This window comes from Serratia sp. Tan611, from assembly GCF_905188235.1.
GTDB classification, from domain to species: domain Bacteria; phylum Pseudomonadota; class Gammaproteobacteria; order Enterobacterales; family Enterobacteriaceae; genus Serratia_B; species Serratia_B rhizosphaerae.
This window is the reverse complement of sequence record NZ_LR994655.1, coordinates 1,337,965-1,352,688: the sequence shown is the minus strand read 5'-3', so window position 1 is coordinate 1,352,688 and position 14,724 is coordinate 1,337,965. Positions and strand designations below refer to the sequence as shown.

The window sequence follows — 14,724 nt, the reverse complement described above, 5'->3', positions numbered from 1 at the left end:
AAGGTTATCCACAGGAATAGTGGATAACTCACACCACCCCGCCAGCCACGGGAGTTACAGAAAAAACACTTTTTGCCCTTGAAACGATCCCAAATCGCTTTTTTAGTTATTTTTTGACACTTTTATGGCTTTGTTTATACCTATAAAGACTAAAAGCCCCCATTGCCAACGGCGCATTCGGCCAGATCGCCGGGTGACGCCGCCGATAACCCCAACGCTATTGCACCATTAGGTTTCGCCGCAGCACCGCCGTAGTGCAAAAAACGTCCGTTTTAACTTTTGCCGTCATTTTATCCAGGCGGGACAAGCCCGCCGCAGCGCGGGGAAAGCTTAACATGACGATAACAATTATGCCTTTTCACGCCGGTGGAAAAAATTGGCCCGGGAGTTGCTATCTGAAATAACGGTCGACCGATAAGGCCAGTCACCGGCCGGGAACATCGGGCCAACCGGCCTGCCGGCTTCACGCTGTCCGGCCAGCAGTAACGACAAACGGGGATAACAGCACAATAGAACGCTGAAAAACGCCCTTTTTGCCTGACTCCGCCGCCGTTTTGCCGCGTTTCGGGCGGCATTTTGTTCTGAACGTTAAAACACTCGGGAAAGCAAGCGTCAGTCGCGCAGGGCAATGCCACAACTATTGCCCTGATGGCATGAGTGAACAACCGACCGGTAAGGAGAATGCCGTATGTTGAGCCTGCGTTCAGTCAATCAGTTTTATGGACAGAGCCACACCCTGTGGGATATCAATCTGGAGCTGCCGCGCGGCCAGTGCACCGCACTGCTGGGGCGTAAGGGCGTCGGTAAAACCACGCTGCTTAACTGTATTGTCGGCCATCTGCCGGTGGTCAGCGGCAGCATGACCTGGCAACGCGCCGACGAAGCGCCGAAAAACCTGCTGCCGCAGGCGGTGGAGCAGCGTGCGGCGCTGGGCATCGCCTACGTGCCGCAGGGACAGCAGATCTTCTCGCAGCTCAGCGTCGAGGAGAACTTACAGGTGGCCCTGCTGGCTGGCAAACCGTCGCCGCAGCATATCCCGCCGCTGATTTACCAGCTGTTTCCCACGCTGGCGGCGATGCGCCTGCGGCGCGCCGGCGATTTATCCGTAGGGGAACAGCAGCAGCTGGCGATCTCGCGCGCGCTGGTGCGGGAACCGGAGCTGCTGATTCTGGATGAGCCGACCGCCGGCATGCGTCCGTCGATCGCCAGCGAGATTGGCGCTGCCGTACAGCGTCTGAATCGGGAATGGGGCATGACCATTTTACTGGTGGAACATCGCCTGACGCTGATCCGCCGTCTGGCCGATCGCTTTTTTCTGCTGGATCAGGGGCGCAACGTGGCGAACGGCACGCTGGCGCAGTTGGATGACGCTCTGATTGACGCCTATCTGACGGTATGATGCGATGGCGCGGGCGCATGGCCCGCCGCCGTTTACAATAATGACAGATCCAGATAGTGGCCCAGCGGCTGCTGCGCAATGCCTGCCAGATGGGGAATTTCCCCCAGCATCGGCGCCGGCAACAGGCGGCGCAGCGTCGCCAGATACTCCTGATGACGCCTGCCCGGCGGCGCGATATCGTTGGCGATCCAGCCGGCCAGCGGCAGCCCCGCCTGACGGACCGCCTGCGCGGTCAGCAGCGCATGGTTGATGCAGCCCAGTTTCATCCCCACCACCAGAATCACCGGCAGCTGCTCGCCCACCACCCAGTCGGCGAAGCTCTGCGTCGGCGACAGCGGCGTAAACCAGCCGCCCGCGCCTTCCACCAGCAGCCAGTCGGCGCGCTGCTCCAGCCGCCGCAGCCCGGATGACATCACCGTAAATTCAATCGGCTGGCGCAGATCGGCGCTGACGATATGCGGCGACGTCGGTTCAGCAAAGGTGTAAGGATTCACGTCCTCGTAGGAGAGCGCCACGCCGCTGTGGCGCTGCAACGCCAGCGCATCCTCGTTACGCAGCCCCTGCGGCGTCATCTCGCTGCCGGACGCCACCGGTTTATAACCGGCGCTGCGGTAGCCCGCCAGGTTTGCCGCCTGCAGCAGCGCGCTGCTGGCGATGGTTTTACCCACTTCGGTATCGGTGCCGGTCACAAACCAACGTTTAATCACAATAAATCACTCCATAAACCACATGATAACTGAGCGGCAATTCGCCGCGTTGACGCGGGTAAGCCGCCTGCAGCGCCGTCAGACGGCGGCGCGACAGCAGCCCCGCATCACGTCCCTGATGCAGATGAGTGGCGCCGATGCCTTTTAATGAGCGCATCAGCGTCATCACATCCGGGTAATGCAGCGTCTGCCAGCACGCTTCCATACGGTGACGATACGGCGCGCAGGCGGCCTCAATCTGCGCGAGCGGCAGGAAATCATTCACATGGCGCTCGCCGTCGACCTGCTGCCAGGCATCCCCCAGCTGATGCAGCGCCCCCTGCGCCAGGGTGGAAAACAGCACCAGCCCGCCGGGCCGCGTCACGCGGCGCAGTTCCGCCAGACCGCGCGCCAAATCGCTGCACCACTGCACCGCCAGGCTGCTGAAGCTGAGATCGACCGCCGCATCCGGCAGCGGGATATGCTCGATATCTCCCAGCAGATAGTGCTGCGCCGCCTGCTGGCTGCGGGCAAACGCCAGCATGCCCGGCGCCAGATCCAGCGCCGTCACCTGTCTGCCCAGTTCCCGCCAGCGGCGGCTGAAATAGCCGGTGCCGCAGCCGGCGTCCAGCACCTGCCGCGCCGGATGCGTAGCGCCGATACCCAGTAAGCGCTCGCCAACCTCACGCTGCAGCACCGCCGCGGCGTCATAGCTGTCCGCCGCGCGGCTGAAGGCGGAGGCGACCGCCTGTTTGTTAACCGCGTCATTCACTGACGGCATGCAGCACCTCCAATAACCGATCGATATCCTGCGCCTGATGCGCCGCGGTCAGCGTAATCCGCAAACGCGCCCCGCCCGGCGGCACCGTCGGCGGACGAATGGCGCTGACCCACAGCCCCTGCTCGCGCAAGCGCTGCGCCAGCGTCAATGCCCGCTGATTGTCCCCCACCAGCAGCGGCTGAATCGCGGTCTGCGAATCGCTCAGCGTCAGCGGCAGGTCGGCCACGCTGCGGCGGAAACGCGCAATATGCTGTTGCAGCCGACTGCGCAGCGCATCGCCCTGCTGCACGCAGCGCAGCGCCGCCTGCAGCGCGCAAGCCTGCGCCGGCGGCATCGCCGTGCTGTAAATCAGATGACGGGCGAACTGCAGCAGATACTCGGCCAGCGGCTCATCGCACAGGATGGCCGCGCCGCTGACGCCGAACGCCTTGCCAAACGTCACCACCAGCGCTTCCGGCCGCACCCCCTGCTGCCAGCAACTGCCGCGCCCCTGTTCGCCGTGGACGCCGATGCCGTGCGCATCGTCCACCATCAGCCAGGCGCCGGCCTGTCGGCTCAGTTGCTGCAGCTGCGCCAGCGGCGCGCTGTCGCCGTCCATGCTGAATACGCCTTCCGTCACCACCAACTGCTGGCCGCCGCAGGGTTTGGCCAGTAAATCAGCCAGCGCCGCCGGCTGATTATGGCGAAAACGCCGCAGCTGCGCCGGTGAGTGAGCGGCCGCTTCCAACAGCGAGACATGGCTGAGTTTGTCAGCCAGAATGCGGTCATCCGCCTGCATCAACGCCGCCAGCAGCGCCTGATTGGCGGCGTAGCCGGAGATAAACAGCAGCGCGCGCGGATAACCGAGCCACTGCGCCAGCTGCTGCTCCAGCTGCTTATGCGCCTCGCAAAAGCCGGTAACGTGGCCGGAACCGCCGCTGCCGACGCCGTACTGCCGCGCCCCCTGCTGCCAGGCGTCGATCACCGCCGGGTGCCGGCTCAGCCCCAGATAGTCATTGCCGGAAAAATTGAGGTAGCGCTGCTGATGCAGCTGGATATGGCGGCCGTTACCGCCCTGGTTAACCTGACGCGATCGATAAGCGGCGCTCGCGCGCCGCTCGGTTAACGCCTGCTCAATGCGTTGCTGCCAGCTCATTCAGGGCGCCGCGTTGTAAAACTCGGCGTTATCCGCCGTCAGCAGCTGCTGCGCCAGCACCTGCTGCTGCTGGTTGTCGCCGTGTTCGGTCGCGGTCTGCTCCGGGTTCAGCCCCAGCTTGCGGAACAGCAGCAGATCCTTGTCTTCTTCCGGGTTCGGCGTGGTCAGCAGCTTGCAGCCGTAGAAAATAGAGTTGGCGCCGGCCATAAAGCACATCGCCTGCGTCTGCTCATTCATCTGCTCACGCCCGGCGGACAGGCGTACGTATGAGCGCGGCATCATAATGCGCGCCACCGCGATGGTGCGGATAAAGTCGAACGGATCGACGTCTTCGTTATCCGCCAGCGGCGTCCCCTTGACCTTGACCAGCATGTTGATCGGCACGCTCTCCGGCGGCTTCGGCAGGTTGGCCAGCTGTACCAGCAGGCCGGCGCGGTCGCGCACCGTCTCCCCCAGGCCGACGATGCCGCCGGAGCACACTTTAATCCCGGCGTCGCGCACGTTGTCCAGCGTATCCAGACGCTCCTGATAGCTGCGGGTGGTGATGATATTGCCGTAGAATTCCGGCGAGGTATCCAGGTTGTGGTTGTAGTAATCCAGCCCCGCTTCCGCCAGACGCCCGGCCTGAGATTCGTCCAATGTGCCCAGCGTCATGCAGGTTTCCAGCCCCATCGCCTTCACGCCCTGCACCATCTGTTGCAGATACGGCATATCGCGCTCATGCGGGTTTTTCCACGCCGCGCCCATGCAAAAACGCGTTGAGCCGGCGGCTTTCGCCTTGCGCGCCGAATCCAGCACCTGCTCGACCTGCATCAGGCGCTCCGCTTCCAGCCCGGTTTTATAACGCGAGCTTTGCGGGCAGTATTTACAGTCTTCCGGGCAGGCGCCGGTTTTAATCGACAACAGCGTACTGACCTGCACCTGACGCGGGTCAAAGTGCCGGCGGTGTACGGTTTGCGCTTCAAACAGCAGCTCAAGCAGCGGCTTCTCAAACAGGGCTTGGGCTTGCCCCACTGTCCAGTGAATACGGTCGGCCATCACGGCGTCTCCAAAGCAAAAAAAGTGTCGTCAGTTTAGATATTGTGGATATACTGTCAACCATTCTGTAATTGATTTGGTTTACAACTTATGTCTCTGTCTCCCGCCGATCTCAACTTCGATCAGCGCCATATCTGGCACCCTTACACTTCGATGAGCCACCCGCTGCCCTGCTATCCGGTAGAGGCGGCGTCCGGCGTGGAACTTCAGCTGGCCGACGGCCGTAAACTGGTGGACGGCATGTCTTCCTGGTGGGCGGCGATCCATGGTTATAACCACCCGCAGCTGAATCAGGCCGCCGTCCGGCAGCTTGAAAACATGTCGCATGTGATGTTCGGCGGCATCACCCATCCGCCGGCCGTCGCGCTGTGCCGCAAACTGGTGGAGATGACGCCGTCCGCGCTGGAATGCGTGTTTTTAGCCGATTCCGGCTCGGTAGCGGTGGAAGTGTCGCTGAAAATGGCGCTGCAGTACTGGCAGGCGCGCGGTGAAAAACGCCAGCGCATTCTGACGCTGCGCCACGGCTATCACGGCGATACCTTTGGCGCGATGTCGGTGTGCGATCCGGATAACTCGATGCACAGCCTGTATCAGGGCTACCTGACACCGCATCTGTTCGCCACGGCGCCGCAGTGCCGTTTTGACGATGAGTGGGATGAACAGGATATCGCCCCCTTCGCCGCGCTGCTTGAACAGCACGCCGGCGAGGTGGCCGCGGTGATCCTGGAGCCGGTGGTGCAAGGCGCCGGCGGCATGCGTATTTATCATCCGCACTATTTGCGCCGGGTACGGGAACTGTGCGACCGCTACGATGTGCTGCTGATCGCCGATGAGATCGCTACCGGCTTTGGCCGCACCGGCAAACTGTTCGCCTGCGAACACGCCGGCATTACGCCGGATATTCTGTGCCTGGGCAAGGCGCTGACCGGCGGCTATATGACGCTGTCCGCCACGCTGACCACCCGCCACGTGGCGGAAACCATCAGCAACGGCGCCGCCGGCTGCTTTATGCACGGCCCGACATTTATGGGCAACCCACTGGCCTGCGCGGTGGCCCACGCTAGCCTGACGCTGCTGACGGAAAACCACTGGCAGCAGCAGGTCGCGGCGATCGAGCAGCAGTTGCAGCAGCAGCTGCTGCCGCTGAAGGCCGCGGCCAACGTGGCGGACGTGCGCGTGCTGGGAGCGATTGGCGTGGTGGAGATGAAGCAGGCGGTGGATGTGGCGCAGGTGCAGCGGGAATTTGTAGAACGCGGCGTGTGGATCCGGCCGTTCGGCAAGCTGGTTTATCTGATGCCGCCGTACATTATCCGGCCCGAACAGCTCAGCCGTCTGACCGATGCCATCATGGCCATCGCGGACTGAGTATTACCAGTGCTGGTCCAGATAACGGGCCAGCCAAACCAGCGCACCGATCCACAACAGGATAATCATTAACATCGCGAAACGACCGCGTGGATTATCGATACGCTGCTGTGCCTTGCGCCGCAGCTCCTCCATCAGCGGTTTCGGGATCAGGCGCACCGCCAGCATAATGCCCAGCGGCACCAGAATCACGTCGTCCAGATAGCCCAGCACCGGGATAAAGTCGGGGATCAGATCGATCGGCGATACCGCATAGCCCGCCACCAGCAGCGCGATCAGCTTGGCGTACCACGGCGTGCGACGGTCGCGTGCCGCCAGCCACAGCGCCACAATATCGCGCTTGATGCCTTTGGCCCAACGGCGCAGCCAGCCAAACCACGGCGTACGTTTTTTCAGTGAAATCATGATGACGTCATTACAGGATGGGCAGCCTTACGGTCTGTTAACGGTTTCGCCCGCACGGCCGGCGTGATCTCTTCGCGGCGGGCGTCAGACGGTAAATTCAGCGTTTAACTCTATGCACAATCCGCCAGGCGCGCAACCGCCAATGTTGCCAAACTGTAAATCGTTGTTATCGGCGCCGGCTATCAGCGCCACGCCGGGGTTGTGCCGGGACGGTAAAACGGGCTAGTTTGAAGGTTCGCTTTATTCGTCAACAGGAAACCAGCATGACTTTTCGTTTATACAGCAATGACCTGCAGGACGGCGCCACCATGCCGGAGGCGCAGGTATTTAACGGTATGGGCTATCAGGGGGGAAACCTGTCGCCGCATCTGGCGTGGAGCGGCGCGCCGGCGGGCAGCAAGAGTTTCGTCGTTACCCTGTTCGACCCCGATGCGCCGACCGGCTCCGGCTGGTGGCACTGGGTGGTCGCCAATATTCCGGCCGACGTGAATGAACTGCCGACCGGCGCCGGCTCCGGCCAGCCGGGACTGCCCGCCGACGCGATTCAGACCCGCACCGATTTCGGCCAGGCCGGTTACGGCGGCGCGGCACCGCCGCAGGGAGAACGCCACCGCTACCAGTTCACCGTACACGCGCTGGATGTCGAGAGCATTGAGGTCGATGCAAACGCCAGCGGCGCGATGGTCGGCTTCAACGTGCACTTCCACAGCCTGGGCAGCACCAGCCTGACGGTGCACTACAGCTAATAGATCGCGGAGCGCGGCAGACGTGCTCCGCGCATACTCATCCAGAAAATAACTAATGCAGATATTTTTCAATTAATAAAGAACACAATGCATCAACATAAACAATAATAAAACCCCTTACATAAACCATTTAATTAAAACAATAACCATCAACCTAGATTATAAATAAACAAAAAAAGATAAGCATTGAAAAAACATCCAACTAATTATATTAATCATTAAATTTTCAGACGGTAACAAGGATAGCTACCATGATTTATTGTTCGTTAAATCTCGATAAAACTAGGGATGCAGGCAAAACAGGAGACCTGATCTGTTATGGCATTGGCACTTTCTCAGTATTCTCCGGTATAGACCCCTATACGAATAAAGCAGGTTGTTCTGGAATAGATAAAGGTTCTATTCCCACTGGTAAATATTGGATTGTCGCGCGCCCTACGGGCGGCTTACGCTCTAAAATGCGGACAGCAATTCAAGACTGGTGGACAGGAAACGATCACTCAACTTGGTTTGCATTATATCGCCAAGATGGTGTCATGGATGATTGGACGTTTATTAATGGTATAAAACGCGGCAATTTCCGACTCCATCCAAACCGTCCAGATGGTCAAGGCGAGTCATGGGGATGCATCACCTTCTATAATCCGACTGAATTTAGTATTCTCAGGAACCGACTTCTGCGCACACAGCAAGTCCACATTCGCGGAAGTTCAGGTCTTATGGCTTATGGGCAAGTCACGGTAACCGGAAACAGCGAGGCCAACTGCGATGTTTAAACGCTTTCTACTCTGGTTTTTATTCACCGTTATTTTCATTCTATTACTGCGTCTGCTGCCCTTCACATTTAACCTGCTGTCGTCGCTGGCCCGTACCATCGCTTCTCAGGAACGCTGGTATCAACTGTTGCATTGGCCATTAACAGCGGAAACCTACGGCGATATGGAGGCGTTAGCCCTGCTCACACTCTGCGCGATACCAGCGGCAATCATTGCCATGCTGTGCATCACATTCGGCAGAAAAGCCAAAAATTAATCCCGGCCGGAGCCGGGATAATATATCAGCCTATAGAGGGCATCTTTAGCCATACTAAAAGCCCTCCCCCCCTGCGGCAGGCTTACTTCGCCAGCACGCTGACCCACATCGGGCCTTTGCCTACCGGGTAACGCGCCAGATCCTTCAGGCTGCCGTCCGCCTGAATGGCATGCACCGCCAGGTGGTCGGATTTTTGCCCGACGGAAAGCACAAAGCGGCCGCTGTGATCGATATTGAAGCCGCGCGGCTGCTGCTCGGTCGGGTAGTGGCCGATAACGCTCAGCGTGCTGCCGTCCGCCGATACCGCGAAGGCGCTCAGAATGCTGGCGGTACGGTCGCTGATATACAGGAAACGGCCGTCCGGCGTGAGGTGAATATCCGCCGCCCAGCAGGTACCTTCAAAGTCCGCCGGCATCGCGTTGATGGTCTGCACCGTGGTGTAGCGCTTGCCATCGTCCTCAATCGCCAGCACGTCCACCGTGCTGTCCAGCTCATTCACCAGGTAGGCGTAGCGTTGGTTGCCGTGGAACGCCATATGACGCGGACCGGCGCCGGCGGCGGTCGCCACACTCTGCTGGCTGTGCGGCGTCAGCTTCCCGTCCAGGCTCAGATCAAACAGGCGCACGCGGTCTTCTTTCAGGCACGGCACCAGCAGCAGCTGGTTGGTCGGATCGATATTGGCGGAGTGCGGCGCGGTCAGGCCGTCCAGCTGCTGCAGCGGCGCGGTCACCACGCCATCGTGGCCGATTGGGCTGATAGTGGCGTTGTTGCCGCTGTAGGACACGGCGAACAGATAACGGCCCTGCAAATCGGTGGAGAGGTGCGTCGGGCTGCCCGGCAGCGGCGCCATGCCCGCTTCCTGCAGCGTGCCGTCGTGCTCAATGCGATAGCTCACCACGCCAAACGCCGGGCGTACGCCTACGTACAGATGGGTGCGGTCCGGGTGAATCGCCATCGGCTGTACCTGTCCCGGCACCTCGACGGTTTGCAGCAGCGCCAGCGCGCCGGCGTCATCCAACTGCCAGACGTGGATTTGCTGGCTTTCCGGGCTGGCGACATAAACGATTTGCTTCATGTTGGCTCCTTACGAGAAAAAGAGAAACCGGTTTCATCTCAATCGGTTTTCTCTAGCTTACCTGACAAATGAGACATAACAAGCCTGGCGAATCAGCAAATTCCCTGTGGTTTTATCCGTCGGTGATCGGGTGTACTATCGGATTAATTTCCATACTAATTATTCGAGACATCTATGACCTACCGCGTTATCGCCCTCGATCTGGACGGCACCCTGCTGGACACCCAAAAACGTATCTTGCCGCAGTCGCTGGAAGCTCTGGCGGCGGCGCGCGCCGCCGGCGTCAAAGTGGTAGTGGTGACCGGCCGCCATCACGTCGCCATTCATCCGTTTTATCAGGCGCTGGAACTGGACACGCCGGCCATCTGCTGCAACGGCACCTATCTGTATGACTTCCAGCAGCAAAAGGTGCTGGCGGCCGATCCGCTGCCGAAAGAGCAGGCCAAGCAGGTGCTGCAGATGCTCAGACAAAGCGGGATCCACGGCCTGATGTATGTGGACGATGCGATGCTGTATCAGGAGCCCAGCGGCCATGTGACCCGTTCGCTGGCCTGGGCTGAGAAGCTGCCGCCCGCACAGCGCCCGACGCTGCTGCAGGTCGACAGCCTGACTCAGGCCGCCGACGATGCGCGCTCAATCTGGAAATTCGCCACCTCGCATGCCGATACCGCAGCGCTGCGCGAGTTTGCCGAAACGGTGGAAAAAGAGCTGGGGCTGGCCTGCGAATGGTCGTGGCACGATCAGGTGGATATCGCCAAGAACGGCAACAGCAAGGGCAAACGCCTGCGTCAGTGGGTGGAATCTCAGGGGCTGACGATGGATCAGGTGGTGGCCTTCGGCGATAACTACAACGATCTGAGCATGCTGGAAGCCGCCGGCCTCGGCGTGGCGATGGGCAATGCCGACGAGGCAATCAAACAGCGCGCCGATCTGACCATCGCCGATCACCTGCAGCCCGGCATCGCCGAGGTTATCCGCAGCCGCGTCCTGGCCTGACACCGTGCGCCCTCTCCGCCCGGAGAGGGCTTAACGCGCTTCGCGGCTGATTGAGACGCTTTTTACCTGCGCATACAGCCACTGGCCCGGCTTAATCGCCAGCTCATCACGCGCCCACGGGGTAATACGTGCCCACAGCACGCTGTCGCCGACCAACAGTTTCACCTCTGTCTGCCCGCCGACTTCCAGGCACTCTATCACCTTGGCCGGCAGAATATTGCGGATGCTGCTGTTATGCGGCGCCTGCAGCACCAGCGAAACGTCTGCGGCATTGATACGGATCCGCAGTTGCGTGCCGATCGGCGCATCCACCGCGCTGACCCACAGGCGTTGGTCCCCCAGCCGCAGCGCGCTCATCGCATAGCGCTCATGATGTTCAATCACGCTGACGTTCAGCACGCTGCTTTGATCTTCCCGCTGCAGCCACGGGCGCAGCGCATTGCTGGCCCACACCGCCTCCAGATCGCCGCAGGCCAGCACCTGACCGCGGTCCAGCACCATCACCTGGCCGGCCAGCCGCAGAATTTCATCCATACTGTGGCTGACGTACAGAATCGGGATATTGACGTCCTGCGCCAGCCGCTCCAGATACGGCAGCAGCTCGCGCTTACGCGGCAGATCGAGCGACGCCAGCGGCTCATCCATCAGCAGCAGCTCTGGCGCGGTCAGCAGCGCGCGGCCGATCGCCACCCGCTGTTTCTCGCCGCCGGAAAGCGTCAGCGGCAGGCGACCCAGCAGCGCGCCGATGCCCAGCAGGTCGACGATATTATCGAACTGGGCGCGCATCGACGCCGCCATGCCGTACTGCAGATTACCGCGCACCCGGTAGTGCGGGAACAGGCGCGCATCCTGAAACACATAGCCGATATGGCGTTTTTCCGGCGGCAGACACAGGCCGCGTTCACAATCCACCAGCGTGCGTCCGTTCAGGACAATGCGCCCGCTGTCCGGCCGGGTCAGGCCGCCGATCGCGTTGATCAGTGAGGTTTTCCCCGCGCCGGACAGGCCGAAAATTGCCGTGATGCCCTGCGCCGGCAGGCTCTCTTTGACCTGCAGTTGCAGATCGCCGAGGCGCTGGCTGAAATCCAATTCTAACATTCAGCCTCCCATCCGCTTGCGGCCCCAGCGGGCCAGCCACTCGGACGCCATCAGCGAACACAGCGACAGCACGATGGCAATCACGCACAGGCGCGCGGCGGCGCCCTCCGCCCCCGGCGTCTCAATCAGGGTGTACATCGCCAGCGGAATGGTGCGGGTTTCACCGGGAATATTGGAGACAAAGGTAATGGTGGCGCCAAACTCCCCCAGCGAGCGGGCGAAGGCCAACACCACGCCGACAATCACCCCCGGCAGCGACAGCGGCAGGGTTATGGTGAAAAACACCCGCCACGGGCTGGCGCCCAGCGTGCGCGCCGCCTGTTCCAGGCGCCGGTCCACCGCCTCCAGCGCCAGGCGGATCGCCCGCACCATCAGCGGAAACGCCACCACCGCCGACGCCAGCGCCGCGCCGCGCCAGCTGAAACTAAAGCTGAAGCCGAACCAGTCATACAGCCACTCACCGATGACCCCGCGCCGTCCCATGGCAATCAACAACAGGTAGCCGACCACCACCGGCGGCAGCACCAGCGGCAGATGGATAATGCTGTCCAGCAGCGATTTGCCGGGGAAATTACGGCGCACCAGAATCCAGGCGGTCAAGATGCCCAGCGGCAGGCTGCAAACCACCGCCAGGCTGGAGACCTTCAGGCTCAGCGCCAGCGCCTGCCACTCATACTCGCTCAGAATCATTGCCGTGGAGAGAATCCGTAACGTTTAAACACCGCCGCCGCCTGCGGGCTTTTCAGGTAGGTATAGAACGCGCTGACCGTCGGGCTATCGTGGCCTTTGACCATCGCCATCGGGTATTCCACCGGTTTGTGGCTGTCCGCCGGGAACACGCCGACCACCTTCACTTTATTACTGGCCAGCGCATCAGAGCCGTAAACAATACCCAGCGGCGCTTCCTGCCGCTCCACCAGCGCCATTGCGCTGCGCACATTGTTGGCGCGCGCCAGTTTCGGCGCCAGCTGCGGCCAGGCTTTCAGGCTCTGCAGCGCTTCTTTAGCGTAAATACCGGCCGGCACGTGATCTGGATCGCCCACCGCCAGACGCTCGCCATTGAGCAATTTCTGCCAGTCGGTGTGCGGCGTGATCGCCACCTTATCCAGTTTTCTGTCTTTGGCGGCAATCAGCACCAGATCGTTGTCCAGCAGCGTGTAGCGGCTGTCTTTGACCATCTGTTGCTTGTCGATGGCATAGTCCATCCACTGCTGGTCGGCGGAAATAAACAGATCGGCCGGCGCGCCCTGCTCAATCTGCCGTGCCAGCGTCGAAGAGGAAGCAAATGAGGAAACCACCTGCACGTCTTTGCCCTGCTGATACTGCGTAGCAATCTCCTGCAGCGCGTTAGTCAGCGATGCCGCGGCGAATACGGTCACCTTGTCCGCGGCAGACGCCTGCATCACCAGACCGGACGCCAATACCGCACCGCCCAGCCACCGAGTCCATTGCTGTTTCATTGTTAATTATCTCCCCCGTCGCAGGACGGATTGCATTCGTTATATAAAAAATAATATAACGATAGACTGCGGCTTGTCATGCGCTTTGTCGGCCCAGTTCCGCGGTGGTCGTCAAGAGATATCGGCAATAAGGAAAAAAACTTGAACTCCCCGCCACGCATCGCGCGGCAGGGAGTGGAGAAGGGAAAATCAGCTGCGTTTTTCTTTCGCCGGACCGGCTTTGGAGAAGATGTTGAACACTTCCGCCAGACCATAAATTAAACCGAGGATCACCGCCATGACTACGGGAACCATAACTACAGCAAATACTAAACTTTTCAATAATTCCAACATACTCGCCTCACTTATACTGCCTTGCTGAACGACGGCCTGAATCCGGTGGCTGACACGTTTGCGGCTGTCGCTTTACGGTATCGGAAATTCACGTTAAAAACAGGGTTATTGTAGCGGCTGTGGCCCCGAAGTCCTCAGCCAAACGTGCTGAAATATTCGGCTATGCTACCTCAACGCGGGAAAAAATAATGCGATATTTGGCGCATTGTCGTCAGATCGGTGACAATAGCGCATCATATATCGCGCCAGCGCCGCCTCTCCGCCCTATAACCGGAAGCCCGCACCGCGGCGGATAGCCACTTTTTTGCAGCCTACGGAACGTACCATGCAGGCCGAAATACTTCTGACATTAAAACTGCAGCAAAAACTGTTTGCCGACCCGCGCCGCATCGCCCTGCTCAAGCAGGTGGCCCATACCGGCTCCATCAGCCAGGGCGCCAAGCTGGCAGGCATCAGCTATAAAAGCGCCTGGGACGCCATCAATGAGATGAATCAACTGGCGGAACAGACCGTGGTGGAGCGCGCCACCGGCGGTAAAGGCGGCGGTGGCGCACAGCTGACCCACTATGGGCAACGGCTGATCCAGCTGTACGATCTGCTGGGGCAAATTCAGCAGAAAGCCTTCGACGTGCTGCAGCAGGATCGGCTGCCGCTGGACAGCCTGTTGGCGGCCATCTCACGCTTCTCCCTGCAAACCAGCGCCCGCAACCAGTTTTTCGCCACCGTGACGGCGCGCGAGCAGCAACAGGTGCAGCAACACATTCAGCTGTTGCTGGCCGACGGCCACACCCGGCTGACCGCCGCCGTCACCGAACAGAGCGCCGACCGCCTGCAACTGGCGCCGGGCAAAGAAGTGCTGGCGCTGATCAAGGCCCCCTGGGTGACGCTCAGCACCGATGACGCCGGCGACGACGCGGCGGATAACGTACTGCCCGGCCGGGTCGCCCATATTCAGCCCGGCGACGCGTACAGCGAAGTGCTGGTTACCCTCGCCGGCGGTGAAACGCTGTGTGCGACGCTGGACAATCAGCAGCTGCAGCAGTTGCAACTGCAGCCGGAGATGCCGGTTAACGCCCTGTTCAATGCCGATCGGGTGATTATCGCGACGCTGTGCTGAATGCAATGTGTCGTTGCATTTTTGTCAATTGACATCCGCCGGCGATGCGCTTATTTCT

Annotated in this window: 17 protein-coding genes; 7 read left to right on the top strand and 10 right to left on the bottom strand. The window is 60.5% G+C overall.

Going from position 1 to position 14,724, the window contains the following annotated elements; genetic code table 11:
* Positions 1–688: 688 nt before the first annotated feature.
* A complete protein-coding gene (locus TAN611_RS06385) occupies positions 689–1,399 on the top strand; it encodes an ATP-binding cassette domain-containing protein (RefSeq protein WP_105230192.1) in 711 nt (236 codons plus the stop codon).
* 32 nt (positions 1,400–1,431) lie between these two features.
* Here the strand turns inward: TAN611_RS06385 and bioD are convergent, their stop codons facing one another.
* From bioD to bioB, 4 genes are read right to left on the bottom strand one after another with little or no spacing between them, the layout of a single operon-like run.
* The gene (bioD, locus tag TAN611_RS06380; RefSeq protein ID WP_111737556.1) at positions 1,432–2,106 is read right to left on the bottom strand and encodes a dethiobiotin synthase; all 675 of its coding nucleotides are present in this window, start codon (positions 2,104–2,106) and stop codon (positions 1,432–1,434) included.
* Positions 2,099–2,866, bottom strand: a complete 768-nt coding sequence (bioC, locus tag TAN611_RS06375) for a malonyl-ACP O-methyltransferase BioC (RefSeq protein WP_203067403.1) — start codon at positions 2,864–2,866, stop codon at positions 2,099–2,101. Before bioC ends, bioD begins: the two co-directional genes overlap by 8 nt.
* Positions 2,850–4,001 (bottom strand): 8-amino-7-oxononanoate synthase, encoded by a 1,152-nt coding sequence (gene bioF, locus TAN611_RS06370; RefSeq protein WP_197951482.1) that lies wholly within the window; start codon positions 3,999–4,001, stop codon positions 2,850–2,852. Before bioF ends, bioC begins: the two co-directional genes overlap by 17 nt.
* Entirely contained in the window at positions 4,002–5,039 is a 1,038-nt protein-coding gene (gene bioB, locus TAN611_RS06365; protein ID WP_111737557.1) for a biotin synthase BioB, read from the bottom strand. It lies immediately after the preceding gene.
* A 90-nt stretch (positions 5,040–5,129) separates the two neighbouring features.
* Between bioB and bioA the strand changes: the two genes are divergently transcribed.
* Entirely contained in the window at positions 5,130–6,404 is a 1,275-nt protein-coding gene (gene bioA, locus TAN611_RS06360) for an adenosylmethionine--8-amino-7-oxononanoate transaminase (RefSeq protein ID WP_203067402.1), read from the top strand.
* 3 nt (positions 6,405–6,407) lie between these two features.
* Here bioA and TAN611_RS23670 read toward each other — a convergent pair whose 3' ends face one another.
* Positions 6,408–6,809 (bottom strand): YkvA family protein, encoded by a 402-nt coding sequence (locus tag TAN611_RS23670; protein WP_105230187.1) that lies wholly within the window; start codon positions 6,807–6,809, stop codon positions 6,408–6,410.
* Between the two features lie 263 nt (positions 6,810–7,072).
* Between TAN611_RS23670 and TAN611_RS06350 the strand changes: the two genes are divergently transcribed.
* From TAN611_RS06350 to TAN611_RS06340, 3 genes are all read left to right on the top strand, one after another.
* Complete coding sequence (locus TAN611_RS06350) at positions 7,073–7,555, top strand: kinase inhibitor (RefSeq protein WP_111737559.1); 483 nt, start codon at positions 7,073–7,075, stop codon at positions 7,553–7,555.
* A 251-nt stretch (positions 7,556–7,806) separates the two neighbouring features.
* Complete coding sequence (locus tag TAN611_RS06345; protein WP_197951478.1) at positions 7,807–8,331, top strand: DUF2778 domain-containing protein; 525 nt, start codon at positions 7,807–7,809, stop codon at positions 8,329–8,331.
* Positions 8,324–8,587 carry a hypothetical protein gene (locus TAN611_RS06340; protein ID WP_160027879.1) on the top strand — a complete coding sequence of 88 codons (264 nt, stop codon included), beginning with the start codon at positions 8,324–8,326 and terminating at the stop codon, positions 8,585–8,587. Before TAN611_RS06345 ends, TAN611_RS06340 begins: the two co-directional genes overlap by 8 nt.
* Before the next feature lie 82 nt (positions 8,588–8,669).
* Here the strand turns inward: TAN611_RS06340 and pgl are convergent, their stop codons facing one another.
* Complete coding sequence (gene pgl / locus TAN611_RS06335) at positions 8,670–9,662, bottom strand: 6-phosphogluconolactonase (protein WP_187043496.1); 993 nt, start codon at positions 9,660–9,662, stop codon at positions 8,670–8,672.
* Between the two features lie 174 nt (positions 9,663–9,836).
* On the opposite strand from pgl, the gene TAN611_RS06330 reads away from it, so the two are divergent.
* Positions 9,837–10,658: a pyridoxal phosphatase gene (locus TAN611_RS06330; protein ID WP_105230182.1), complete on the top strand. Its 822-nt coding sequence runs from the start codon at positions 9,837–9,839 to the stop codon at positions 10,656–10,658.
* Positions 10,659–10,688: 30 nt separating this feature from the next.
* Here TAN611_RS06330 and modC read toward each other — a convergent pair whose 3' ends face one another.
* The 4 genes from modC to TAN611_RS06310 form a co-directional block, all read right to left on the bottom strand.
* Positions 10,689–11,756: a molybdenum ABC transporter ATP-binding protein ModC gene (gene modC, locus TAN611_RS06325; protein WP_187043498.1), complete on the bottom strand. Its 1,068-nt coding sequence runs from the start codon at positions 11,754–11,756 to the stop codon at positions 10,689–10,691.
* Positions 11,757–12,446 carry a molybdate ABC transporter permease subunit gene (gene modB, locus TAN611_RS06320; RefSeq protein ID WP_105230180.1) on the bottom strand — a complete coding sequence of 230 codons (690 nt, stop codon included), beginning with the start codon at positions 12,444–12,446 and terminating at the stop codon, positions 11,757–11,759.
* Positions 12,443–13,216 carry a molybdate ABC transporter substrate-binding protein gene (modA, locus tag TAN611_RS06315; RefSeq protein WP_203067401.1) on the bottom strand — a complete coding sequence of 258 codons (774 nt, stop codon included), beginning with the start codon at positions 13,214–13,216 and terminating at the stop codon, positions 12,443–12,445. Before modA ends, modB begins: the two co-directional genes overlap by 4 nt.
* 189 nt (positions 13,217–13,405) lie before the next feature.
* Positions 13,406–13,549, bottom strand: a complete 144-nt coding sequence (locus TAN611_RS06310; protein WP_071889351.1) for an AcrZ family multidrug efflux pump-associated protein — start codon at positions 13,547–13,549, stop codon at positions 13,406–13,408.
* A 325-nt stretch (positions 13,550–13,874) separates the two neighbouring features.
* Here TAN611_RS06310 and modE point away from each other — a divergent pair, with 325 nt between their 5' ends.
* Positions 13,875–14,666, top strand: a complete 792-nt coding sequence (gene modE, locus TAN611_RS06305) for a molybdenum-dependent transcriptional regulator (RefSeq protein WP_105230178.1) — start codon at positions 13,875–13,877, stop codon at positions 14,664–14,666.
* Positions 14,667–14,724 lie beyond the last annotated feature (58 nt).